This is a genomic window from Kribbella sp. NPDC049584 (genome assembly GCF_040675555.1).
GTDB lineage: Bacteria > Actinomycetota > Actinomycetes > Propionibacteriales > Kribbellaceae > Kribbella.
Window position 1 is genome coordinate 487,448 of record NZ_JBFAPF010000003.1, and the last position, 23,348, is coordinate 510,795.

Below are 23,348 nucleotides of genomic sequence, written 5' to 3' on the forward strand. Positions count from 1 at the left end.
CATGAGCGAGACCGGCATGGCAGCGTCATCGGCGACCGGCGTCGAGACGGCTCCGTACGCGCTGGCGGCCGACGCGGTGGTTGCCGCGGCCGGCTCCGATGCCGATGCGGGGCTTGCGGGAGCCGAGGCGGCGAGCCGGCTCTCGTCGTACGGTCCGAACGAGATCGCCGCGGAGAAGCCGCCCTCGCTCTGGGTCGTCGCCGTTCAGCAGCTGCGCGACCCGATGAACCTCATGCTGGTCGCCGTCGTCGTCGTCAGCCTGGTGATCGGGGAACTCTCGACCGGCATCATCGTTGCCCTGCTCATCTTGTTGAACGTGGGACTGGGCACCCGCCAGGAGCTGACGGCACGGGCAAGCGTCGATGCCCTGTCCAACCTGCAGGTACCGCAGGCGCGGGTGGTTCGCGACGGCGACGTGGCGATGATCGCGGCCACGCAGGTGGTTCCGGGCGACATCGTGCAGGTCGAGGCGGGCGACATCGTGCCCGCCGACGGTCGCATCGTCCGTTCCGCGACGCTCGAGGCGCAGGAGGCCGCGCTGACCGGAGAGAGTGCGCCGATCGCCAAGGGCACCGGCGCGCTGGCCTCGTCCGACGTCGGCCTGGGCGACCGGACCAACATGCTGTTCCAGAGCACTTCAGTGACCCGGGGCACCGGCACGATCGTGATCACCGCGACCGGAATGCAGACGCAGATGGGCCGGATCGCGACGATGCTGACCTCGGTGACGCGCACCCGGTCACCGCTGCAGCGGGAGCTCGACTCGCTGACGAAGATCCTCGGTGTCGTTGCCTGGGGCTCGGTTGCGTTGATCGTGGTCGTCGGCCTGATCCGTGGGACGCCGGCCAAGGACCTGCTGCTGCTCGGTACCGCCATGGCCATCTCGGCGATCCCGACCGGCATGCCGGCGTTCGTCTCGGGCCTGCTCTCGCTCGGTGCGAAGCAGCTGGCCGAGGCAAAAGCCGTGGTGAAGAACCTCACCGACGTCGAGACTCTCGGTGCGACCAGCGTGATCAACACCGACAAGACCGGGACGCTGACGCTGAACCAGATGATGGTCTCGACGTTGTACGTGAACGGGACGTGGTTCACCGTCGACGGAGAGGGATACCGCACCAGCGGCGCGATCCGTTCGGTGGCAGGCGGCCCGGTGCCCGACTTCACCCGGCTCGGCCTCGGGCTGGCCCTCGACAGCGACGCGGTCGTCGGCGACGACGGGTCGGTGATCGGCGACCCGACCGAGGCGGCGCTGGTGGTGCTGGCCGCGAAGCTCGGCATCGACGCGGACGAGACCCGGCGCAGCTACCCGCGGCTGTCGGAGGTCCCGTTCGATTCCGAGTACAAGTTCATGGCGACGTTCCACCGGGTGACCGTCGACGGCGTCGAGCAGGTGATGGAGCTGATCAAGGGCGCACCGGACGTCGTCCTTGCGCGCTGCAGCCAGGCGGGTGGACCACTCAGCGGCTCGCAGGTCCCGATCGCGCAGTCGCAGGACGGCATCGCCGCGGCCAACGACCGGATGGGCCGCCAGGGTCTGCGCATCCTCGCGTTCGCGGCCCGCCTTGTCGCCGACCACGAGCTGACCGCGATGACCGACGATCCGATGTCGTTGACCCAAGGGCTGTCGTTCGTCGGGTTGGCAGGAATCATCGACCCGCTGCGCACGGAGGCCAAGAGCGCGGTCGGTACGGCGCTCACGGCCGGCATCGACGTACGCATGATCACCGGTGACCACGCGGTCACGGCTCAGGCGATCGGCGCGCAGCTGGGCCTCGGTCCCGGAGCGATCAGCGGCACGGAACTGGTGGCGCTCACCGACGAGCAGCTGAAGCAGCAGATGCCCGCATTGCACGTGTTCGGACGGGTCACCCCCGAGGACAAGCTGCGGCTCGCCCGGGTCATGCAGGAGCAGGGCATGATCGTCGCGATGACCGGCGACGCGGTCAACGATGCGGCCGCCCTCAAACAGGCCGACATCGGGGTGGCGATGGGAAGCGGCAGCGAGGTCACCAAGCAGGCCGCGCGGATGGTGCTCACCGACGACAACTTCGGCACCCTCGTCCACGCAGTGGAGATCGGGCGGCGCATCTACGACAAGGTTGTCTCGTACGTGCGTTACCAGATGACGCAACTGCTGTCGCTGGTCTTCCTCTTCCTCGCCGCCACCGTGTTCGATATCAATGACGGGGTGGCGATGACTCCGCCGATGGTGCTGTTCCTGTTGTTCTTCGCCACCGCCGTCGGTGTCGTGATCATCGCCGTCGACCCCGGCGATCCCGACGTCATGCATCGGCCACCGCGCGACGCCGGCGTACCGATCACGAACCGGAGCGCCGTGATCAGGTGGATCTGCTATGCCCTGGTGCTGTTCGTCGCCACCCTGCTGCCGCTGGTCGCGGGACCGGACGAGCCGAGTACGACGCACGGCAGCGTGTCGATGACGATGACGTTCGTGGTGATGGGCCTGGGGACCACGTTCAACGCCGTGGTCAACCGTCGCGACCCGACCAGCGGTGTGACACCACCGATTGTGAAGGCCCTGGCGATCGGCCTGATTCCCGTCGTCCTGCTCTTCCTGGCGACCCAGCTCCCGACGCTCCAGAGCGGGCTGCTCACGGTCTCGCTCTCTCCGCGACAATGGCTCACCTGCGTCGGCCTGGCCGCGCTCCTGCCGATCGTCGTCGAGTTGGACAAGGTGGTCAGGAGGCGAGGGCAGCAGCGGCCTACGACTCTCGCGCCGGAGCACGCCGTCGCGCCGGCCCGTGCGCGGAGCGCGGCTGGAGCCTAGGTCCCCGCCGGCGTCCGGCTCGTCCGCACGGGGTGATGCACAGCGTTCCATCCGGCGGTCGACTGGTGTCGGCCGGTGGATGCGAAGGCAGGAGACAACGCATGACATCTCGTGAGCAGCGGATCGCCGACTTCATCGAGCCCTTCCGGGTCGAACCGGGCTCGAAGGTCGACCTGGCCAAGGATTTCGAGCCGGACTTCAGGGGCACGATCCGTTCCAAGAAGCGCGGCCGCAAGCTGCTGAAGCAGGGCATCGAACTCCTCGCCGAATACCAGTCCCGGCTGTACGCACAGCACACCCACGGTGTGCTGGTGGTGCTGCAGGCGCTCGATGCCGCCGGCAAGGACGGCACCATCCGCCACGTCATGACCGGAGTGAATCCGCAGGGTGTGGCCGTGAGCAGCTTCAAGGTCCCTTCCAGCGAGGAGCTGGATCACGACTATCTGTGGCGCTACGGGCTGCGCCTACCGGCTCGCGGTCAGATCGGCATCTTCAACCGATCGCATTACGAGGAAGTACTGGTCGTCCGCGTGCACGAGGAACTCCTCGACCGGCAGAAACTCCCGCCCGGCTCCCGCCGAGGGCTGTGGAAACGGCGCTATCGCGAGATCAACGAGTGGGAACGGACCCTGAACGACAACGGCATCAAGATCGTGAAGCTGTTCCTGAACCTGTCCAAGGAGGAGCAGCGCACCCGCTTCCTGCGCCGGATCGACCTGCGCGACAAGAACTGGAAGTTCTCCGCGGCCGACATCCGCGAGCGCGACTACTGGGACGACTACCAGCGCGCGTTCTCGACGATGCTGTCCCGGACCAGCACCGACTGGGCGCCCTGGTACGTGATTCCCGCCGACCGCAAGTGGTACGGGCGCATCGCCGCGGGCGCCGTGCTCGCGAACACCTTGATCGAGATCGACCCTCGCTATCCCACGGTCGGGAAGAAGGCACGCGAAGCGCTGCAGGAGATCAGGCGCGACCTCGAAGCACAGGCCCCGGCGGGCGCGGCGGCCGATCCGTTCGAGCACGACGCGTAGACCGAGGAGAGGACGACGACGGTGGCTCACGACGGCGACCATCCGGCGATCCATCCGCCTTCGTGGCAGAACTACGTGCCTGCTGCGGCTGTGGCCAGGTCGTACCAGCGGGCGTGGCTGCCCAAGGACATCGTTGCCGGCCTGGTCCTGTCCGCGCTGCTTGTGCCGCAAGGGATGGCGTACGCCGAGCTCGCCGGGCTGCCGCCGGTCACCGGTCTCTATACGTCGATCCTGTGCCTGCTCGGCTACGCGGTCTTCGGGCCGTCGAAAGTGCTCGTACTCGGCCCCGACTCGTCGCTGGGCCCGATGATCGCGGCGACGATAGCGCCACTCCTACTGGCGAACGGTGATCCCGCCCGGGCCGTCGCGCTCGCGTCGATGCTCGCGGTGATGGTCGGCGTGGTGATGACGGTCGCCGGACTCGCCCGGTTCGGGTTCGTCGCGGACCTGCTGTCGAAGCCGACCCAGATCGGCTACATGAACGGGCTCGCGCTGACCATCGTCATCGGTCAATTGGGCAAGCTGTTCGGGTTCAAGGTCGACGCCGACGGGCTGCTGGCCGAGGCACACGCGTTCCTGGCGGGGCTCGCCGACGGCAAAGCCAACGCGACGGCCGCGGTCCTCGGGGTGGGTTCGCTCGTCGGCATCCTGCTGCTGAACCGGTTGCTGCCCAAGCTGCCGAGCGTCCTGATCATCGTGGTGCTCGCCTCCATCGTGGTCAGCGCGTTCGACCTGCAGTCCCACGACGTCGACACGGTCGGCAAGCTCCCCCAGGGCTTCCCACCGTTCACTGTCCCGGGCGTCGGCTGGGGCGATCTGCCGCCGCTGTTCATCGGGGCGCTGGCCATCGCCGTCGTCGCACTCGCGGACACGATGTCGACAGCATCGGCGTTCGCCGCTCGCAGGGGCGACCAGGTTCGCGGGAACCAGGAGATGGTCGGCATCGGCGCCGCCAACATCGCGGCCGGGTTCTTCCAGGGCTTCCCGGTCAGCACCAGCGGGTCCCGCACGGCCGTCGCCGAGCAGGCCGGTTCCCGGTCCCAGGTGACCGGCATCGTCGGCGCCGCGACGATCACCGTGGTCCTGGTCGTCGCCACCTCCCTGATGCAGTACGTACCGCAGCCGACCCTGGGCGCGATCGTCATCGCCGCTGCGCTGTCGCTGGCCGATATCGCCGGGACGCGCCGGCTGTGGCATCAGCGGCGGACCGAGTTCGGGCTGTCGATCGTCGCGCTGCTCGGCGTTGCCCTGCTGGGCGTCCTGCCCGGCATTCTGATCGCCGTCGGCCTGTCCATCCTGAACGTCTTCCGCCGCGCCTGGTGGCCGCACCAGGCCGAGCTCGGCCGGGTAGCGGGAATCGCGGGCCTGCACGACACCAGGAGCTATCCCGACGCCGAACTCCTCCGCGGTCTGGTCGTCTACCGTTTCGACGCACCGCTGATCTTCGCGAACGCGCGGATGTTCGGTGAGAAGATGCGGGAGATCGCCACGGACGATCCCGACGTCCGGTGGATCATCGTGGCCGCCGAGCCGATCACCGACATCGACACCACGGCCTCCGACATGTTGCAGGAGCTGGATGCCTGGCTCAACGAGCGCGGTGTGTCCCTGGTCTTCGCGGAGATGAAGGATCCGGTCCGCTCGAAGATCGAGCGGTACGAACTCACCCGCACGATCAACCCGGCACACTTCCTGCCGACGCTCGACGCGGCGGTCGCGGAGTACATCCGGCAGACAGGCGCCACCTGGCGCACTCCTCAGCCGGAGGCCGGCGGCGAGGGTTCGCGTCGGTGAGCCGGATCATCCTTCGAGGGTGACGATTCCGGATCACGCGTCATCGAACCTGGCCTGACATCGAGGATGGAGGACGTCATGCCTGTGCAGTTCATCAAGGACGCCAAGGCGATCGCTCCGGAGAAGCCGTTCCTCCTGTACTACGCACCCGGTGCCTGTCACGCGCTGCACCACGCGCCGAAGGAGTGGATCGAAAGTTCGCCGGCCGTTTCGACCAGGGGTACGAGGCGATGCGGGAAGAGACCCTGGCCCGCCAGAAGAAGCTCGGTCTGGTGCCCGATCGGCACCCCCGAAACAGGCGATCGTGGAGTACGTCGACCGAGCCGTGCAGGAGAGCGGGGCGCAGCACGTCCCGCCCTCCGAGCGGATCGCGGTGTTCGACAACGACGGGACGCTGTGGTGCGAGAAGCCGATGCCGGTCGAGCTCGGCTTCGTCCTGCAGCAGCTCGCCGAGAGAGCCGAACAGGATTTGAGTCTGCGCGCACATCAGCCGTGGCAGGCCGCCCGGGACAAGGACTACGCCTGGCTAGGCTATGCGATCACCAAGCACTACCAGGGTGACGACAGCGGGCTGACGGTGCTCCTGGACGGCGTCCTCCAGGCGTTCGCCGACATGAGTGTCGACACCTACGCCGAGATCGCCGAGCGCTTCCTCCGGACGACGCCACACCCGACCCTGGGGCGGCTGCACCGGGACTGCACCTACCTGCCGATGATCGAACTGTTGCGCTACCTGGAGGCCCACGGCTTCACGATCTACATCGCGTCCGGAGGCGACCGCGACTTCATGCGGCCGATCACCGAGGAGGTCTACGGCATCCCGCCCGAGCGCATCATCGGCAGCTCGGCCGGGCTCCGGTACCGCGATGACGACACCGGAGGCTCGGTCGTCTACCAGGCGAAACTCGACGGCTTCGACGACGGCCCGATGAAGCCGGTACGCATCTGGAGCCGGACCGGCCGGCGACCGGTCGTTGCCGCCGGCAACTCCAACGGCGACATCCCGATGCTCGGGTACGCCGGGCGCCCGTCGCGTCCGGCGCTCCGGTTGCTGATCCTGCACGACGACGCGGACCGCGAGTTCAGCTACACCGCCGGGGCCGAGACGTCGCTCGCCCAGGCCCAGGCCCAGGACTGGACGGTGGTCAGCATCAAGAACGACTGGGCAACGGTGTTCGCCGGCGAGAGCTGAGGCGCTGCCCGCGGCGGACGGCAAGGATGTCCCCGAGTACTCCGCCCATGCCTGCCTCCTTGCCGGCGATCCGCGCTCGTTCAGGGACGCTGCTTCCGGTCCAGCTGGGCGTCCAGGGCCATGGCCGCGTCGATCAGGGCGAGGTGGGTGAACGCCTGGGGGAAGTTGCCGATCTGCTCGCCGGTAAGGGCGATCTCCTCGGAGTACAGGCCGAGGTGATTGGCGTAGGTGAGCATCTTCTCGAAGGTGAGCCGTGCGTCGTCGATCCGGCCGGCCCTGCCGAGCGCGTTGACATACATGAACGTGCACAGCGAGAACGTGCCCTCCGACCCGCGCAGGCCGTCCGGCGACGCCTCGGGGTTGTAGCGGTAGACGAGGCTGTCGGTGACCAGTTCGGAGTCCATCGCGCGCAGGGTCGACAGCCACTGCGGATCCTGTGGCGCCACGAACCCGACCGTCGGCATGCGCAGCAGCGACGAGTCGAGCACCTTGCTGCCGTACTGCTGGACGAAGGCGCCACGTTCCGGATCGAATCCACGGGCCATCACCTGGTCGTAGATCGCATCCCGGGCGAGGATCCATCGGTCCAGCGGACCCGGCCGCGACCGGCTGGTGGCGAGCCGGATCGCCCGGTCGAACGCGGTCCAGCACATCACCCGGCCGTAGGTGAAGTCCTTGCGCCCGCCCCGGGTCTCCCAGATGCCCTCCTCGGGCTGGTCCCAGTTGTCGGTGAGCCAGTCGAGCAGCTCCCGGACCGCGACCCAGCCCTCGTGGCTCATGGTGAGACCGCGCTGGTCGCCGAAGTACATGCTGTCCAGTGCTTCGCCGTAGATGTCCAGCTGCAACTGACCGGCGGCACCGTTGCCGATGTGCACGGGGCGGGATCCGCGGTACCCCTCCCAGTGGTCGAGAGTCTCCTCGGTGAGGTCGGAGGAGCCGTCGACGCGGTACATGATGTTCAACGGCCCGCCGGCCCCGCCCGCCTTCTCCTGCACGCGATCGCGCATCCAGCGGCTGAAGGCGGTGGCCTCCTCGGTGAAACCCATCCGCAGCAGGGCGTAGATCGAGAAGGACGCGTCCCGGATCCAGGTGTAGCGGTAGTCCCAGTTGCGCTCGCCGCCGATCTGCTCCGGCAGCGCGGCCGTCGGCGCGGCCACCAGGCCGCCGCTGGGTGCGTACGTCATCAGCTTCAGCGTGATCGCCGAACGCTGCAGCATCTCGCGCCAACGACCTGTGTAGGTGGACTGCGCCAACCAGGTCCGCCAGAAGGCGGCCGTGTCGTCCAGCAGCTGCCGTGCCTCGGCGACCCGGATCTCCCGGGGCGGCCCGTCGGCCGCCGTCTCGAGCATCAGCCCGCGCAGCTGCCCGGCCTCGAGGGTGAACGAGACCTGCAGGTCTCCCGTGTCGCCCACGCGCGGCTCGACGAGTCGCGCGTCGTCGGGCTCCCGCACGACGTGGAAGGTCAGCGTCCCGCTCTCGCTCGTGCAGACACCGCCGTGTTCGGTCGCGTGCCAGCGATGGGGCCGGCGCCCGTAGTCGAACCGCGGCGCGATCTCCATGTCGAACGTCATCCGGCCGCGGACACAGCGCAGCAGCCGCACGATCCGGTGGTTCTCGGTGGCGTGCGTACTGCTCGTCGCCGGCATGAAGTCGATCACCTCACCGACACCGGCCTCGGTCAGGAACCTGGTGATGAGGATCGCCGTGTCGGGGAAGTACAGCTGCTTGGTCTCGAAGGTGCCGTACGCCGGACTGATCCGGAGGTGGCCGCCCTTCTCGTGATCCAGCAGCGCCCCGAACACGCTGGGCGAGTCGAAGCGGGGTGCGCAGAACCAGTCGATCGAGCCGTCCGTGCTGACCAGGGCCGCGGTCTGTAGATCCCCGATCAAACCGTGGTCCGCGATCAACGGGTAGTCCTTCATGGCGGTGCTCCTCTGGCTCCTCGTGGCTCCTTGTGGCTGATGGCCGACCGTCCGCGTGCCGGACTACGAGGTGGCCTTGTCGGCCTCCGCCTTGACCTCCGCGGCACTGTCCGCGTCCACCTCATGCTTGCTGATCTTGCCGGCGTGCGACAGGGCCTTGTCGACGTCCGTGACCCACGTCTGCTCGAACAGCGCCACGATTCCCGAACTGTTGGGCGGCAGGGTGTCTTCGACGTCGGCCTTGATCTCCTTCTTCTCGCGGTGGGATTTCAGGCCGCCGAGACCGAGTCCCGCACCCGCGCCCACCGCCGCACCCGCCAGCAGGCTGGGTGGGAAGATCAGCCCGATCAGGGCTCCCCCGGCGGCACCCAGCAACGCGCCCTTCCGGGCCGTGTGGAAATCGTCGTCGACGTGGATCTTGCCGTCGGAGTCGCGGCTGACCAGGACCAGCCCGTCGACCTTGATCACATCGTCCGAAGCGGCTTGCTTGATCGCGTCCCAGTCACCTGCCGCCGCACCGGCGTCCGGATACACGGCGATGTACAGATCGACTGGAGCCTTGCTGTCAGATCCCACGGGTCTCTCCTCTGGATCGGGCGACCGCGACCGCGCGGTCCGACGTACTTCTCGCCCTCACCATCGCGTCGGCCCCGGGTGGAAAGCCTCACCCCGGGCGGACTAGGTCCCCCGGCGGCGTGCGCCCGGGCCGGTTCACCCCGCGCGGATGATGCTCACCAGCGGCCCTCGCGGAACGATCCAAGTCGGCTGTCGCCCCCCGGGCAGGGCGGCCAGGAGCGTGAGAGGAACGACATGGGGTGCTTCTTCGCCTTGTTCGCCGGGGTCTTTCCGCGTCTGGGGCTGTTGTTCGTCTGGGTGGCGCGCCCCAAACTGGTGGACGCCGCGTTCGACACCTGGTTCTGGCCGTTGCTCGGCATCATCTTCCTGCCCTTCGCGACGCTCATGTACGTCATCCTCTACACCGGCGGCGGCCTGCACGGCTCCGACTGGTTCTGGGTCGTCTTCGCCGGGCTCCTCGACGTCATCCACTGGGGCGCCGGCTGGACCCAGCGCCGCCAGGCGCCCGGCTACCCGGGCGGCGTCCAGGCCTGATGTCGAGGTTCATCCGCGCGGGGTGAGGTTCCGTTCGCCCGCGGCGGCGACGATCGATCCCCTAGCCCGACCGGCGAGGAGGCACGGCATGGCTGTTCCAGACCCCACGCTGTCCGGTCGTGCAGAAAACAGCGAGCCCGCCCGGACGCCTGAGGGGAGGCGGCCTTCCAAGGGGCGTTCGGCCGCGGTGATCGTCTGCTTGGTGCTGGCGGCATTGCTGACCACACCGGCGGCGGTCGCGTACTGGGGACAGCGAACGCTGAACGACACCACGCGGTACGTCGACACCGTGGCCCCGCTGGTGGCATCGCCGGAGGTGCAGGACGCCATCGCCACGAAGGTCACCGACGCGATCCAGGCACAGGTCGACATCGAGGCGCTCCTCAACGACGTGTTCTCCGGTGTCATCACCGACCGGCCGCGTCTGCAGCGACTGGTCGGGCCGTTGTCCGGCGCGATCAACAGCCTGATCGACCGCCAGGTCCGGGAGTTCCTCGCGTCGGACCAGTTCGCCGACCTCTGGACGGCAGCCAACACCAGGGCCCAGCAGTCCCTCCAGCGCGTGCTGAAGGGACAGCAGACCGGAGCCGTCTCGCTGCAGGGTGAACAGATCGTGCTCGATGTCTCCCAGGTCATCGACCAGGTCAAGCAACGCCTGGTCGATCGGGGCCTGACCATCCTGAAGAACGTGCCTGTCCCCGACGTCGACAAGCAGATCGTGTTGGTGGAAGCGCCCCAGGTGAAGCAGATGCGAACGATCTATGCGTTCGCGAACCCGGTGGCGCAGTGGCTGATCGTGGTGGTGGCCGCGCTCTATCTGCTGGCTCTGGTGCTCTCGCTCCGCCGCCCCCGGACGGCGGTGATCATCGGGGCTTTACTGGCGGCGAACGCGCTGTTGATCGCGCTGGCGCTGGCCATCGGCCGGCAGCTGTTCATCGACGCACTGTCGGGTACGACGTTCGGTCCGGCGAGCGCGGTCTTCTACGACACGCTGCTGTCCTACCTCGAGCGTGGCCGGCAGGTCTTCTTCCGGCTGGGCCTGGCGATCGTGGTCATCGGCTGGTTCGCGGGGCCCAACAAGTCCGGCACCGCCGTACGCGCAGCGGTCCGCGATGGTTTGGAAGGTATCGGCGCGGCCCTGGCCAACGGCCCGGTCGGCACCGCCGGCCGATGGGTTGCGGGCAACGCCCGCTGGTTGCGCGTGGTCATCGGCCTGCTGGGCGCCGTCGTCCTGCTCTGGGGCAACAACATCTCGCAGGGCAGGCTGTTCTGGTCGCTCGCGCTCGTGGCTCTGTTGCTGATCATCGTGCAGCTCCTCGTCGGCGCCGGCCGGGCAGCGACCCCCTCCCGTCCCGTCCCACCGGCCGAAGCAGTTGCCGGAACCGCGAACTAGCCGGCTGTGACAGCGGCGGCAGGCAGGCGGACATGAACATCGTCTGGGCCGCCGTGGTCATGGTCGTCTCGACCGCGGTCACCGTCACTGCAATGCTTCTCGTGCGCAGGCGGGCGCCCGAGGGCAGCTACTTCAGTGACGGTGACCGCGCTTCGGGTGTCTTCGGCGTGCTGGCCACCGGGTTCTCCGTGCTGCTCGGTTTCATCATCTTCTTGTCGTTCACGTCGTACGACCAGTCGCGAGCGGGCGCCGAGTCGGAGGCGACGATCGTGGCGCAGCAGCTTCAGACGGCACAGTTCATGCCTGGCAAGACCCGTGCGGAGCTCACCGGTGAGCTGAGCTGCTACGCACGGTCCGTGGCCGGGGTCGAGTGGAACGCGTTGAACACCGGCACGTTGGGCAACTCCGTCAACCCGTGGGGCGTGCAGATGTTCCGGACGATCTCGACCGTCGATCCGAAAACTCCGACCGAGCAGTCGGCGTACGACCGGTGGATGGACCAGACCGCCGATCGCGAACAGGCGCGCATCGACAGGGTGCACGGGGCGGAGGGGATCATCCCGACGCCGGTGTGGCTGGTCCTGGCGGTGATCTCCGTGGTGATCTTCGTGTACCTGCTGTTCTTCGCCGACCCACGCGAGCGCGCGCTCACCCAGGGCGTCCTGATGGGCAGCGTGACGGTGGTCATCACCCTGCTGCTGTTCCTGCTCGTGTTCTTCGACCATCCGCACGGCGAGGGCGTGGGCAGGCTGCAGCCGACGGCGATGGAGCGGACGATTGGCCTGATCGACTCGCAGGTCAAGCTGCTCGGGCTTGACACGACCCTTCCGTGTGCGGATGACGGCAGCCGGCGCTGACGAGTGGCCCGCGCACGGGCGCACCTGGCAGGAGGTGCTCGTCACCGTCCTGCTGGTGCTCGCCGCGCTCGGCACCTCCTGGAGCAGCTACCAGGCCACCAGGTGGAACGGTGAGCAGGCCAAGGCCGCCGGCCGGATGAACGCGATCAGGATCGACGCTGCCCGCGCCCAAGGACAGGCCCAGTCCCAGAGCCAGGTGGACGTTGCCACATTCATCGCCTGGGCGGACGCCGATCGCCGAGGTGAGGCCGATGTGGCCGATTTCTACGCCCACCGTTTCCGCGCCGAGTTCCGGCCCGCGTTCAACGCCTGGATGGCGACCCGGCCGTCCACGAACCCGGATGCGCCGCCGACGCCCTTCGCCATGCCGCAGTACCAGCTCGCGTCGAGGCAGGAGGCCGAACGGCTCGACGCGGCCGCCGACGCCGCCACGGCCCAGGTGCTCCGCGACCTCCAGACGGCCAGCAACTACGTGCTCACCGTCGTTCTGTATGCCGTCGTCCTGGTCTTCGCCGGGATGAGCACCAAGATCGCCGGCCGCCGCCTGCGCTGGATTCTCGTCGGGATCGGCTGCCTCGTCTTCGTCATCACCATCGCCTGGATCGCCACCTTCCCGGTCAGCGTCCAGATCTGACCAGGGCCTACGGCTCGTCCCCTGCGGATGATGCCGCGCCCCGGGCGATTGGCCAGCCTGGTCTCATCCTCCGCTGCGGCGGAACGGTCCGATCACGGGAGTGAATGACAGTGGCACAAGGGGCAGCAGCATCGCATTACGAAAGCGCGGGCGAGGAACACGAGGTCAGCGGCTGGGCAGTCGGGTTCATCCTGTTCGCCGGCGTCATGATGGTCCTGTCAGGAGGCTTCCAGGCTTTTACCGGCCTGGTGGCGCTCTTCGAGAACGAGTTCTACCTGGCCACCCGTAACTACCTGTTCCAGTTCGACGCCACCGCGTGGGGCTGGATCCAGCTGCTGGGCGGCATCCTGGTGATGGTCGCAGGTTTCGCGGTCATGGCGGGCCAGACCTGGGCTCGGGTGGTGGGAATCGCCCTGGCGGGGCTGAGCGCACTGGCCAACTTCACCTTCATCCCGTACTACCCGTTCTGGGCACTGACGATCATCGCCATCGACATCTTCGTCATCTGGGCGCTGGCCGTGCACGGACGCGATGTCCGCGATTCCGCCCTCTGACGGGCGGTGAGGAACGCCAAGCGCTCTGCAGCCACCCGGAAACGGCACCGGCCCGCTCACGATCCACGAGCGGGCCGGTTCACTGCGCGCCTGCGGCCGGGGCGGCCCGGCCTGCGTCGTTGACTCAGCCTGCTCGGCGCCGGGGGTCGTCGACGTACGGGAACGGGTTGCCGGACGCTCGTGCGCCGGAGGCGAGCCAGGCCGCGAATCCCTCCGGGGACCTGCGATGGAGCTCGTCGAGGTACCGCTGCCGCTGTTCGACGACGGACACGCGCACCGCAGCTGTCGGGGCAGTCTCCAGCAGCAGGAAGCTCCGGCGCCACAGCAGGCACAACTCGATGTCGTGGAGGGAACTGAGCTCTCGCGGCGGGGCGGCCGCAGGATCGTCGGCGACCGACTGCGCGGGGTCGCGGAGTGTCGCCGGCTCCGGCGGTACGACAGGAGTATCCCCGTGCACGCGCCGTCGCACCCGGAAGCGGGCGGTGAGCGCCGGCGTGGTGACCGTCAGTATCACCACGATCAAGACGCCGGCGAAGCCGAGGACGGCGATCAGGCCGACGGCGGCCGGCATGATCAACGCGATGGCGAGTGTGATCCGAACGACCCTGAACACCGCGGGCCGCCCGTGCCCTTCCCAGGTGGACGACGCGACGACTGCTGTCACCATCGCGACAACGACCACACTGATGATCACGCGCCCCAGTCCCCAGCTGGCAATCGCACAGACGAGTCCGGCTGTGACGGCCAGGTCGACGCACCACGTCCGGACAGTTCGGCCGCGGCCGCGGACTGTGCTGGGATCGGATCCATCGGCGCCGGAAGACCGCATCATGTCGCTCACGTTCCCAGTCCTTTGCCCCGGTTCTCGATCGCTTCTTTCGCCACCGAGCTCAGAGCGTCAGCATGCACGGACCGGCCTGTCCTGGCCTCCTCCTGCCGGGGTGAGAACGGCTCCGCGGCTCGCGACCGCAAGCGGTTGTGGGTCCGGACCCGGGAACGATGAGGCACGCCTCATCCTCGCGGGGTGAGCTACCGCCGTCGGTCCTGGGGCAGCATGGGCAGATCCGACGATTCGGTGACGTCGCTACCTTGAATCCGCGGTGAAATCACCGCTCACCGTCTCGTCGAACGGTCCTAGTGCCAATCGCCGGGAGGGGATATGTCGGGGGGGCAGCAGGCGGACGAGGGGCGTGGACATCGCTGGACCCCGATGCGCGAGCACGGGCAGATGCCCGTTGCGGGACCATCGGCGATGCTCTCGAGGACGGTCGCGCGTCAGCGTCTTCTGGACTTGGTGAGCCAAGGAGTACGGCGACCACTGACGCTTGTCAGCGCGCCCGCGGGCTTCGGAAAGACGATGCTCCTGCTCTCGTGGGAGGCACTCGGCATCTGGCCCGGGCCGGTCAGGCACCTAGCTGTGGACGCCGCCGACGAACAGTCCACCGCCTCGATGCAGTCAGTACTCGACGGTCTCCATCGCAGCGGTGCCGCCCTCGCCGAAGATCCTGCGCTGGTCCTCGTGGTCGACTGCGGCGACCTCACTGTCACGCCTGAGCTCGGGAAGAGCCTCGACCGCATCATCCGCGACGACGCCGCAAGGGTAAGGATCGTCCTGTTGACCCGCACGGACCCACTGCTGCCTCTCCACAGTTATCGGCTCGCGGAGACCTTGACAGAGATTCGTGCGGCCGACCTCGCCTTCACGACGGAGGAGACGGCCCGTCTGATGCGGCAGGAGAACCTTGATCTGGCGCCGACCGAGGTGGCAGAACTCTGGGCCAGGACGGACGGCTGGCCGGCGGGTCTGGCATTCGCGGCGATGAACCTGGCCGGAACGGCCGACACCGCCCAGGCCATTGCCGGGTTTCGTGGGGATGTCGGGAACGTGTCGGCATTCCTGATGACCGAGGTACTGCAAGCGCAGCCCCCGATGCAGCGGGACTTCCTGCTCCGGACCTGCATCGTTGACAAGCTCTGGCCCGCGCTGGCCGAGGCATTGACCGGTCGAGTGTGCGACCGGCGGTCGTTGGAGTTCATGTCGCACGGGAACGCGTTCATCCAGCCGGTTCCCGGGACCGACGACTGTTACAGCTACCAGTCACTGTTCCGAGAGTTCCTCCGGGCGCAGCTGATGTTCGAGCGACCGGATCTGGTCCTGGAGCTTCACCGGACCGCCGCCGGTTGGTTCGCGCAGAACGGGCACCGGCTCACAGCGGTCCGCCACGCCATCACGGCCGGGGAATGGGGCGAAGCGTCGCAGTATCTGGTGGAAGACCTCGACTTCGCGAAGCTACTTGTCGGCCGGCGACGTGAGCTACTGACGAGCTTGGTCGCCGACCTTCCGGACCACCTGGACGGAGCGGGTCCTGCGGTCGTCCGGGCCGCCCGGGCACTCGCCGAGTTCGATGTCGACCTGTGCGCCGCGGAACTGAACAAGGCCCGGACCAGCCTGGACCAAGACGTCCCGCGTCGGACCAACTTCTATGATCTGGCGATCACAGTGCTGCACGCGATCTGTACAAGTCTCGAGGCGGACGTCACGACGGCGCTGGACGCCACGCTCGCCGCCGAGGAGGCCGTGACGGCGGCATCGGTGGAATCGACCCCGCATCCGGAGGTGAAGATACTCGTTGCCGGATGCAACGGCCGGACACTCCTGCAGCGAGGGGATCTCCGCGGAGCCTCCGAGGCGTTCTCCGAGGCGATCGCGATCGCCGACGACGCCGGTCTGCACGAGGCCCTCGCGGACGTCCTGGGGATGGCCGCGCTGGTGGAGGCGGTGTGGGGACATCTGGGTCGGGCCGGCGAGCTCGCACTGCAGGCGACCACGCTGGCCGAGTCCGATGGTCACCTGGATGAGCCGCAGTCGGCGATCGTGGCCCAGGCCTGGGTGAGTGCCGACCGGGGCGACGTCACGTCAGCCCGGGAACTGGTGCATCGCGCCCGGAATGCCGAACCGACGTTCGATGCGCGGGTTCTGGCCGTCTTCGAGGCTTTGGTCCGCGCACGAGTGCTCCGTTCCGAAGGGGACGCCGAGCTGGCCCAGGCCGAGCTCAGGGCGGCCGCCGACAGCTACGGCCTGGGGATCGACGACTGGCTCGGCCAGTTGCTCGTCGTGGACGAGGCGAAGATTCTCGTCGCTCAGCACCTGCCACATGAGGCAATCGCCGTGATCGAGGACTCTCCTGGCCGCACCCAGGTCGAATCGATCCTGGTACTGCGGCGGGCGGCGACCGAGGCCGGTGGGCAGGGGCCTCCCCTGCCGTCCCAGCTCAGGCAGCGGGCCACATCCCTGGCGACGCAGATCGACCGGTGGCTGGTTCAAGCCGCGGAGTCGATCCGGGCCGGTGACTCCGGCAGGAGCGGCCTCCAGGTGGAGCACGCCTTGAGGCTCGCCGCGCCCGAGCAGCTCCGCCGTCCGTTCTCGGACGCGCCGCCACGACTGCGAAAGTTGCTCCAGCCGACCGGCGAACTGATGCGGCGTCACGCCTGGCTCCGGCCGCCGGCATCGGAGCACGACCGCGCGGCGGATCAGGCGAATCGGCGGAGACGCTACGAACTGGTAGTCACAGTCACCTTGAGCAGCAAGGAACACGAGGTGCTGGAGTACCTCGCCGAACTGCTGACGACCGAAGAGATCGCCAACACCATGCACGTCTCGGTCAACACGGTCCGCAGCCACGTGCGGAGCATCCTGCGCAAGCTGAGCGCCTCCCGGCGCAATGAGGCAGTACGGCGAGCATGGGACCTCGGACTGCTGCCCCAACGCCCGGAGACCTGACGAGCAGGGCAGCCTCCGCGCCGTCATCCTGCTGGGATGAAGCTGCGGGAGAAGCCGCCGCACTAGCTTGAAAGGGTCCGCCGGTCCCCGGAGGTGAGAGGTGACAGAGGCCACCTTCGCGGCCCTCGCGCTCCTCGTCCTTGTCTGGGCAGTGACGTCGGATCTCCTGGCCCGCCTGAACATCACCGGCCCGCTCGTGTTCACCGTCGCCGGCTACGCACTGGGGAGTCCTGACAGCGGCCTTCTCTCAGTGGACGTCAAGGCGCCGTCCATCCACTTGATCGCGGAACTGACGCTGGCGCTGCTGTTGTTCTCGGACGCTGCCAGAGTCAACGTGTCAAGACTGAAGCGAGATCTTCGTCTGCCCGGTCGTCTGCTGGCGTTCGGCCTCCCGCTGTCCGTGATCCTGGGCTCTCTGCTGGCCGCCTGGCTCTTCGACGATTTCACCTGGGCGCTTGCAGGCTTCGTGGGCGCCACGCTGGCGCCGACTGACGCTGCACTCAGCGCCCAGGTGATCAACGATCGCCGGATCCCCTTGCGCCTGCGTCGCGCACTCAATGTGGAAAGTGGTCTCAACGACGGCATCGTCACACCTGTCGTCACGTTCACGCTGGCTGTCGCCGCGGGCCAACTCGGGATAGCGGGTCACGACGGCGTCGCCGACCACGGCGGCGGAGCGTTGCTCGAACTGGCCGTCGGTCTCCTCGTCGGCCTGGTGATCGGGGCAGGAAGCGCCTGGCTCCTGACGGTCGGCTCCCGGCGCCATTGGATGAGTACGGGCGCACGGCGGCTCGGCACACTCGCGGCTGCCCTCAGCAGCTTCGCGCTCGCCGTCGCGTTCAGCGGCAACGGCTTCATCGCGGCGTTCGTCGCCGGCATCGCCTTCAGGGCCGCACTGGACCAGGAAGTTGTCGACGCGGACACCGCCGTCGAGCTACCGGAGCTGCTCGGTGAGGTCCTGGCACTCGCCGCCTGGTTCCTCTTCGGAGCCGCGCTGGTGCCGATCGCCCTTCACAACTTCGACCTGACGCTCCTCGCGTACGCCGTACTGAGTCTGACCGTCGTCCGCATGGTTCCGGTCGCCCTGTCGCTGATCGGAACGGGCCTCGACCGCAGAACCGTTGTGTTCATGGGGTGGTTCGGCCCGCGCGGTCTGGCATCGGTCGTGTTCGCCCTGCTGGCGATCGAGCAGCTCGGCGACATCCCGGTGGTCGAGCGAGCCGTCGCGGTCGTCGCGCTGACGGTGTTCGTGAGTGTGGTCCTCCACGGCGTCACGGCCGGTCCGCTCGGACGCCGCTACGTCCACCTCGAACAGGCTGACGAAGACCAGAGCGCCGGCCCCCGATCCCGACGCCCCGCCCAGAACTCTGCGCAACCTCCGACACCCTTCCGAAGTGACCAGCCATGACGGCGGGGCACGGCTGGCAACACCGTCCGACATCGGGTTCACCGTTTAGGGGTACGGTGGTCCCGTTCAGTTCCGGGAATGCCGCGGGGACGCGGAGAGTCAGAAGGCTTGAAATCGTGGGCTCCGAGCCCGGTGATGAGGTCGATCCTTCACTGATCGACAGCGCGGAGGCTGCCGCGCTCAGAGAACGGGCCGTCGGTGTACTGGCCGAGCAACACCACATCGAGCCGAGCGAGGCACGCACGCTGCTGTTCGTGCTGGCGGAGTACCTCGGCCGCTCGGCCGACGCCGTAGCCGCTGAGATCCTCGACAGGGCAGCCGCGCGCCGCGCGGCGATCGATGATCCGCCTCAGGCCGAGGACCTCGCTCCGGAGTAGGACTTCCAGTACGCGCGCGAGCGTGCTGTCCCCACCTGGTTTCGGCTCTTGGCGCCATCCGCCCCTCAGAGGATGACGTCAAGAGCCGGCGACGGTCAGAGTGCGGATCGATGCCCCGTCCGTGATCGCACGCTCCGCCTGCATTGTCAACGCTAGATCCGCCCGGACGCCTGCGCCTCATCCCTGGTGGACGAACTCGTCCCGCCCGCCGGGCTCGTCCCGCTGGGATGAGGCCCCGGAGGTCGCCGGTCCCTACGCTCGACAACCAGTCTTGGCGTGCGGAGTGCTCGTCAGCAGAGTCCTCCGGAGCGGACGCGGCAACGACGGACCGCGCCGGGACGGGCCTTGTGAAGGAGGCACCCCGACGTGGTCGCACATCCCGTACTCCGTTACCTGCGGTCGGAGCGGCCGGACCTGCGTGCCGATGTGGTCGCCGGTCTGCCGGGCGCGATCGGCAGCGTGCCGGACGGGATGGCATGCGCGGTACTCGTCGGGGTGAACCCGATCCACGGCCTGTATGCGAGTTTCGCCGGTCCGGTCGCGGGCGGGCTGACGTCGAGCACCCGGCTGATGGTGATCACCACGACCACCGCGGCATCGCTGGCGGCCGGGTCGGCACTGGAAGGTGTCGACCCCGCAGACCGGCCGGATGCCCTGATCCTGTTGACGATCATCGCTGGCGTGGCGATGGTCGTGGCGGGGATCGCACGGCTGGGGCGCTACACGCGATTCGTGTCGCACTCGGTCATGATCGGCTTCCTGACCGGGATCTCGGCCAACATCTTCTTCGGCCAGATCCCCGACCTCACCGGCGCGGAGGCCAGTGGCGGATTCGCGCTGGCCAAGGCGCTGTACGTCGTACTCCATCCGTCGCGGATCGACATCACGTCACTGCTGGCCGGGCTGACGGCCCTCGGAATCCTCGTCGGCCTGTCCCGGACGAGGCTGCGAGCGGTGAGCGCACTGGTCGCGCTGGTTGTCCCGACCGCGATCGTGATGATCGTCGGCAGCGATTCGGTGGCACGGGTGGAGGACGTCGGGCAGATTCCGAGCGGTGTTCCGCTGCCGCACCTGCCGGGCCTCAGCCTGTTGTCGTTCTCACTGGTGACCGGGGCCCTGGCCGTTGCGGCCATCGTTCTCGTCCAGGGCAGCGGGGTCGCCGAAGCCGCACCCAACCGCGACGCGACCGTCTCGAACGCGAACCAGGACTTCATCGCCCAGGGCGTCGGTAACCTCGCGGCCGGCTTCTTCCGCGGTCAACCGGTCGGCGGGTCCGTCGGCCAGACCGCTCTCAACCAAGCAGTCGGCGGCCGCACCAGATGGGCCGCGATCTTTTCGGGACTGTGGATGCTGGTCATCCTCGCGGCCTTCTCCGGCGTGGTCGGCCTTGTCGCGATGCCGACCCTGGCCGCAGTACTCGTCTTCGCGGCCGCAGGTTCGCTCCGGCCGGGCGAACTGAGGACGATCCTGCGCACCGGCCCGACGTCGCAGATCGCGATCGTCTCGACCTTCCTCGCGACACTGTTCCTTCCGGTCGCCGCCGCCGTCGGGATCGGCGTGACGCTGTCGCTGCTGCTCCAGCTCAACCAGGGAGCGATGGATCTCAAGGTCGTCGAGCTGAAGCCCACCGGCGACGGCCGGTGGATCGAGCAACCGGCGCCCGAGGTGCTGTCGAGCCATCAGACGATCGTGCTCGACGTGTACGGAAGCCTGCTCTACGCGGGTTCCCGCACTCTCGGTGTCCACTTGCCCGACCCGGCCGGCGCCGAGGCACCTGCCGTCGTACTCCGGCTTCGTGGCCGGACAGCCGTCGGTGCAACCTTCGTGAAGGTTCTCGCCGACTACGCCGCCGCCCTGCACACGGTAGGCGGCCGGCTGTACCTCAGCGGCGTCGACCACGCCCTCGCCGAACTGCTGCGTCGCACCGACCGCGTGGACGTATCCGGCCCGGTCCAGGTCTTCGAGGCGAGCGAGCTTGTCGGTGAATCGACCGCGAAGGCTTTACACGAAGCGGAAACCTGGGCAGTCGGGCACCGCGGCGACGTCCCGGATCAGTAAGGTTTCTTGGAACGCCTCAGCCCGCGGCCCGGAAATGTGCGGCGTCCAAGGCGGACTGCAGCGAGCGGCGGTAGCCGTCCGAGGTGAACGTTGCCCCTGACACCGTGTCGATGTGGGCGCTCTGCGCGGAGATCGCCTCCCGCTCCAGCTGCGGCAGCGCGAACGAGCTGATCTCGCGGTCGCGACCGCCCGACGACGGATACACCAGTGCGTTCACACCGACCAGCCGGTGGCTCCGGATCGTGATCCGCACCTGCACCGGCCCGTACCGCGTGCCTTCCGACGTACCGTTCGCCGTCAGATCGCCGGTCCCCGATGGCGTGCTGACAACGCCTGGCGTCGCCGTCGCAACAGGCCGGCTGGAGACGTGGTTCCGGCTCGTCGGAAACAGGAAGAGCACGACGAGCAGTACGCCGGTGCTTCCGCCGACCAGGAGATTGCGCCGAAGCCGCTCCGAGTGCGCCGTCATCGCGCCCCCGCCTTGTGCGCGGCGTCCAGCGCCGACTGCAGCGATTGGCGATACCCCTCCGAGGTGAAGGTTGCTCCCGACACCGTGTCGATCTGTGCGCTCTGTGCGGCCATCGTCTCCTGGTTGAGCTGCGGTACGGCGTAACCGTTGATCTGGTCCGTCTGCCCGTCACCGCTCGGATGTTGCAGCGTGTGGACCTTGCTGATCCGCCCGCCGCGCACAGTGATCCCGACCTGCACCGGCCCGTACTGCGTGTCGACAACGCCGCCTGCCACGACAACCGACGTGGCAGCAGGTGTCGTCGGTTGCGGAGTCGACGTGCGGGTAGTCGGCTTCGGTCGCGGCGCAGGGGTTCGTGCCCGGCCTCTGCTGGACGGCGGCGATACACGGCCGACGGTCCGTCCAGGTGGCGAGGAGCTGACGACTGCGGCTGATCCACCGACTGAGTGTTGGGGCTGGACGCTCGCCCGGAACGCGACGGCGACCACCGCCGTGGTCGCCACCGTCATCAGCAGCTTGATCCCACGCCTCACGCACGCACTCCCTTCACCACGAGAACCGCTCCTGATGCAGCTGATTCGCCGGCAGCCCGAGCTCGAGAGCAGCCGCACACACTGCGTCCATCCACTGGTCCGGACCGCAGACATAGACGTCGTACCGCTCGATCCCAGGCACGAGATCCCACATCGCATCCGCGTCGGACCACGCCTTCGCACTCTCCGGAAGCCACGACACCCGCTTCCGCTGCCGGGGCCCGAGCACATACCGCAAGGTGATCCCGCGTCGCACCGCGAGCTGTTCCAGCTCGTCGCGGAACACCAGGTCCTCTGGACTGTGTGCGCGGTAGACGAGGACCGCATCGCCCGGCCGATAGTCCAGCTCCTCCAGCAGAGCCCGCAGCGGAGTGATACCGATGCCGCAGGCAAACATCGCCACCCGGTCGGTGACCCGACGCTCCGCGGTCAGCCGGCCGTACGGCCCCTCAACAGCGACCCGTGTGCCGGGCCGCAACCGCGCCAGGCGGCTGCTGCCATCGCCCGCCGCCTTCGCGGTCACCCGGAGCCGGTCCGGCGCCGGGGACGCCGACAACGAGTACGGGTTGCCCCGTGACCATCCCGGACCGTCGAGGAACCGGAAGACGAAGTACTGCCCAGCCCGGACCGGCATCCGGTGCAGCCCACGCCCGCCGAGCAGCACCGTCACCACACCAGGCGCCTCGTGGACCACCTCGCGCACGGTCAGCCCGTGCCGCAACGTCCGCCACAACGGCAAGGCGAATCGGAACAGCACGATCGCGCCGAGCGCCACGCCGTACGCCGACCACCAGTACAGGCGCGCCACCCGCGAGGACGTGAAGTCCGCACCGGTCCAGATCTCGTGCGGTATGGACAGCCCGACCCCGATGTAGGCGTACAGGTGCAGCAGGTGCCACGACTCGTACCGCAAGGCCTTCCGCGTCGCCCGGAGCGACGTCACGACGACCAACGTCAGCGCCACGCTCGCCGCGGCCGCCAGCAGCATCCCGCCGTACGTCGTGACAACGTCCCAGGTCTCCCGCACCAGATTGTCGTGATCGCGCAGTGTGTACCCGATGAGGATCAACGCGATGTGCACCAGCAGGAGGTTGAACGACCAGAAACCGACCAGCCGATGGCGGCGCGCCAACTCGTCCTGACCGTAGCTCCGCTCGATCATCGGCACTCTCGCCATCAGGAACACCTGCACCAGCAAGAGGTCAGCCGCGACCAGTCCGGACAGCCTGCCGAGCGACGTGAACAGATCTGCCGGTCCGCTCGCGAGCAACTGCAGGCCGCGTCCTGACACCCACAGCGCGATCACGACCAACACGCTCGCCCAGCAGAGCACTCCGGCGACGTCGCGCCACCAGGACGGCGTACGGCGCGGCCGGCGGCGGGCATGCGCGATCTGCGGCCGGTTCACGGCCTGCGCGGAATCGCGGTACGTCATGCTCCGACG

19 protein-coding genes are annotated in these 23,348 nt (G+C 68.3%); 13 read left to right on the forward strand and 6 right to left on the reverse strand.

The features are described 5' to 3' along the window. Position 1: 1 nt before the first annotated feature. The 4 genes from AB0J62_RS14105 (at position 2) to AB0J62_RS14120 (ending at position 6,808) form a co-directional block, all read left to right on the forward strand. Positions 2-2,788 carry a cation-translocating P-type ATPase gene (locus tag AB0J62_RS14105; protein ID WP_363869173.1) on the forward strand — a complete coding sequence of 929 codons (2,787 nt, stop codon included), beginning with the start codon at positions 2-4 and terminating at the stop codon, positions 2,786-2,788. 101 nt (positions 2,789-2,889) lie between these two features. After that, positions 2,890-3,822: a polyphosphate kinase 2 family protein gene (locus AB0J62_RS14110; RefSeq protein ID WP_363869177.1), complete on the forward strand. Its 933-nt coding sequence runs from the start codon at positions 2,890-2,892 to the stop codon at positions 3,820-3,822. Positions 3,823-3,843: 21 nt separating this feature from the next. Further along, positions 3,844-5,616, forward strand: a complete 1,773-nt coding sequence (gene sulP, locus AB0J62_RS14115) for a sulfate permease (RefSeq protein ID WP_363869180.1) — start codon at positions 3,844-3,846, stop codon at positions 5,614-5,616. Positions 5,617-5,920: 304 nt separating this feature from the next. Then, complete coding sequence (locus tag AB0J62_RS14120; protein ID WP_363869183.1) at positions 5,921-6,808, forward strand: HAD family hydrolase; 888 nt, start codon at positions 5,921-5,923, stop codon at positions 6,806-6,808. Between the two features lie 80 nt (positions 6,809-6,888). On the opposite strand, the gene AB0J62_RS14125 is transcribed toward AB0J62_RS14120, so the two are convergent. Together AB0J62_RS14125 and AB0J62_RS14130 are read right to left on the reverse strand one after the other, a co-directional pair. Next, positions 6,889-8,730, reverse strand: coding sequence for a glycoside hydrolase family 15 protein (locus AB0J62_RS14125; RefSeq protein WP_363869186.1), 1,842 nt, complete (start codon positions 8,728-8,730; stop codon positions 6,889-6,891). A 63-nt stretch (positions 8,731-8,793) separates the two neighbouring features. Next, entirely contained in the window at positions 8,794-9,306 is a 513-nt protein-coding gene (locus AB0J62_RS14130; RefSeq protein ID WP_363869189.1) for a DUF1269 domain-containing protein, read from the reverse strand. A gap of 234 nt (positions 9,307-9,540) precedes the next feature. Between AB0J62_RS14130 and AB0J62_RS14135 the strand changes: the two genes are divergently transcribed. From AB0J62_RS14135 to AB0J62_RS14155, 5 genes are all read left to right on the forward strand, one after another. Continuing rightward, the gene (locus AB0J62_RS14135; RefSeq protein WP_363869192.1) at positions 9,541-9,840 is read left to right on the forward strand and encodes a hypothetical protein; all 300 of its coding nucleotides are present in this window, start codon (positions 9,541-9,543) and stop codon (positions 9,838-9,840) included. Positions 9,841-9,928: 88 nt separating this feature from the next. Then, the gene (locus AB0J62_RS14140) at positions 9,929-11,233 is read left to right on the forward strand and encodes a hypothetical protein (RefSeq protein ID WP_363869195.1); all 1,305 of its coding nucleotides are present in this window, start codon (positions 9,929-9,931) and stop codon (positions 11,231-11,233) included. A 32-nt stretch (positions 11,234-11,265) separates the two neighbouring features. Continuing rightward, the gene (locus AB0J62_RS14145) at positions 11,266-12,090 is read left to right on the forward strand and encodes a hypothetical protein (RefSeq protein ID WP_363869198.1); all 825 of its coding nucleotides are present in this window, start codon (positions 11,266-11,268) and stop codon (positions 12,088-12,090) included. Further along, positions 12,071-12,724, forward strand: a complete 654-nt coding sequence (locus tag AB0J62_RS14150; RefSeq protein ID WP_363869201.1) for a hypothetical protein — start codon at positions 12,071-12,073, stop codon at positions 12,722-12,724. Before AB0J62_RS14145 ends, AB0J62_RS14150 begins: the two co-directional genes overlap by 20 nt. Before the next feature lie 104 nt (positions 12,725-12,828). After that, on the forward strand, positions 12,829-13,278 hold the full coding sequence (locus tag AB0J62_RS14155) for a hypothetical protein (RefSeq protein ID WP_363869204.1): 450 nt from the start codon (positions 12,829-12,831) through the stop codon (positions 13,276-13,278). Between the two features lie 124 nt (positions 13,279-13,402). Here AB0J62_RS14155 and AB0J62_RS14160 read toward each other — a convergent pair whose 3' ends face one another. Next, complete coding sequence (locus AB0J62_RS14160) at positions 13,403-14,119, reverse strand: hypothetical protein (RefSeq protein ID WP_363869207.1); 717 nt, start codon at positions 14,117-14,119, stop codon at positions 13,403-13,405. A 318-nt stretch (positions 14,120-14,437) separates the two neighbouring features. Between AB0J62_RS14160 and AB0J62_RS14165 the strand changes: the two genes are divergently transcribed. The 4 genes from AB0J62_RS14165 (at position 14,438) to AB0J62_RS14180 (ending at position 20,902) form a co-directional block, all read left to right on the forward strand. Beyond that, positions 14,438-17,059 carry a LuxR C-terminal-related transcriptional regulator gene (locus tag AB0J62_RS14165; RefSeq protein ID WP_363869210.1) on the forward strand — a complete coding sequence of 874 codons (2,622 nt, stop codon included), beginning with the start codon at positions 14,438-14,440 and terminating at the stop codon, positions 17,057-17,059. Positions 17,060-17,159: 100 nt separating this feature from the next. After that, complete coding sequence (locus tag AB0J62_RS14170; RefSeq protein ID WP_363869213.1) at positions 17,160-18,467, forward strand: cation:proton antiporter; 1,308 nt, start codon at positions 17,160-17,162, stop codon at positions 18,465-18,467. 116 nt (positions 18,468-18,583) lie between these two features. After that, on the forward strand, positions 18,584-18,844 hold the full coding sequence (locus tag AB0J62_RS14175) for a hypothetical protein (protein ID WP_363869216.1): 261 nt from the start codon (positions 18,584-18,586) through the stop codon (positions 18,842-18,844). Between the two features lie 366 nt (positions 18,845-19,210). Continuing rightward, positions 19,211-20,902 carry a SulP family inorganic anion transporter gene (locus tag AB0J62_RS14180; protein WP_363869219.1) on the forward strand — a complete coding sequence of 564 codons (1,692 nt, stop codon included), beginning with the start codon at positions 19,211-19,213 and terminating at the stop codon, positions 20,900-20,902. Positions 20,903-20,918: 16 nt separating this feature from the next. Here AB0J62_RS14180 and AB0J62_RS14185 read toward each other — a convergent pair whose 3' ends face one another. The 3 genes from AB0J62_RS14185 to AB0J62_RS14195 form a co-directional block, all read right to left on the reverse strand. Then, positions 20,919-21,371 carry an FMN-binding protein gene (locus AB0J62_RS14185; RefSeq protein WP_363869222.1) on the reverse strand — a complete coding sequence of 151 codons (453 nt, stop codon included), beginning with the start codon at positions 21,369-21,371 and terminating at the stop codon, positions 20,919-20,921. Further along, positions 21,368-21,646, reverse strand: a complete 279-nt coding sequence (locus AB0J62_RS14190; protein WP_363869225.1) for an FMN-binding protein — start codon at positions 21,644-21,646, stop codon at positions 21,368-21,370. The genes AB0J62_RS14185 and AB0J62_RS14190 overlap by 4 nt, the downstream gene beginning before the upstream one ends. 271 nt (positions 21,647-21,917) lie before the next feature. Further along, complete coding sequence (locus tag AB0J62_RS14195) at positions 21,918-23,339, reverse strand: ferredoxin reductase family protein (RefSeq protein ID WP_363869229.1); 1,422 nt, start codon at positions 23,337-23,339, stop codon at positions 21,918-21,920. Between the last annotated feature and the right edge of the window lie 9 nt (positions 23,340-23,348).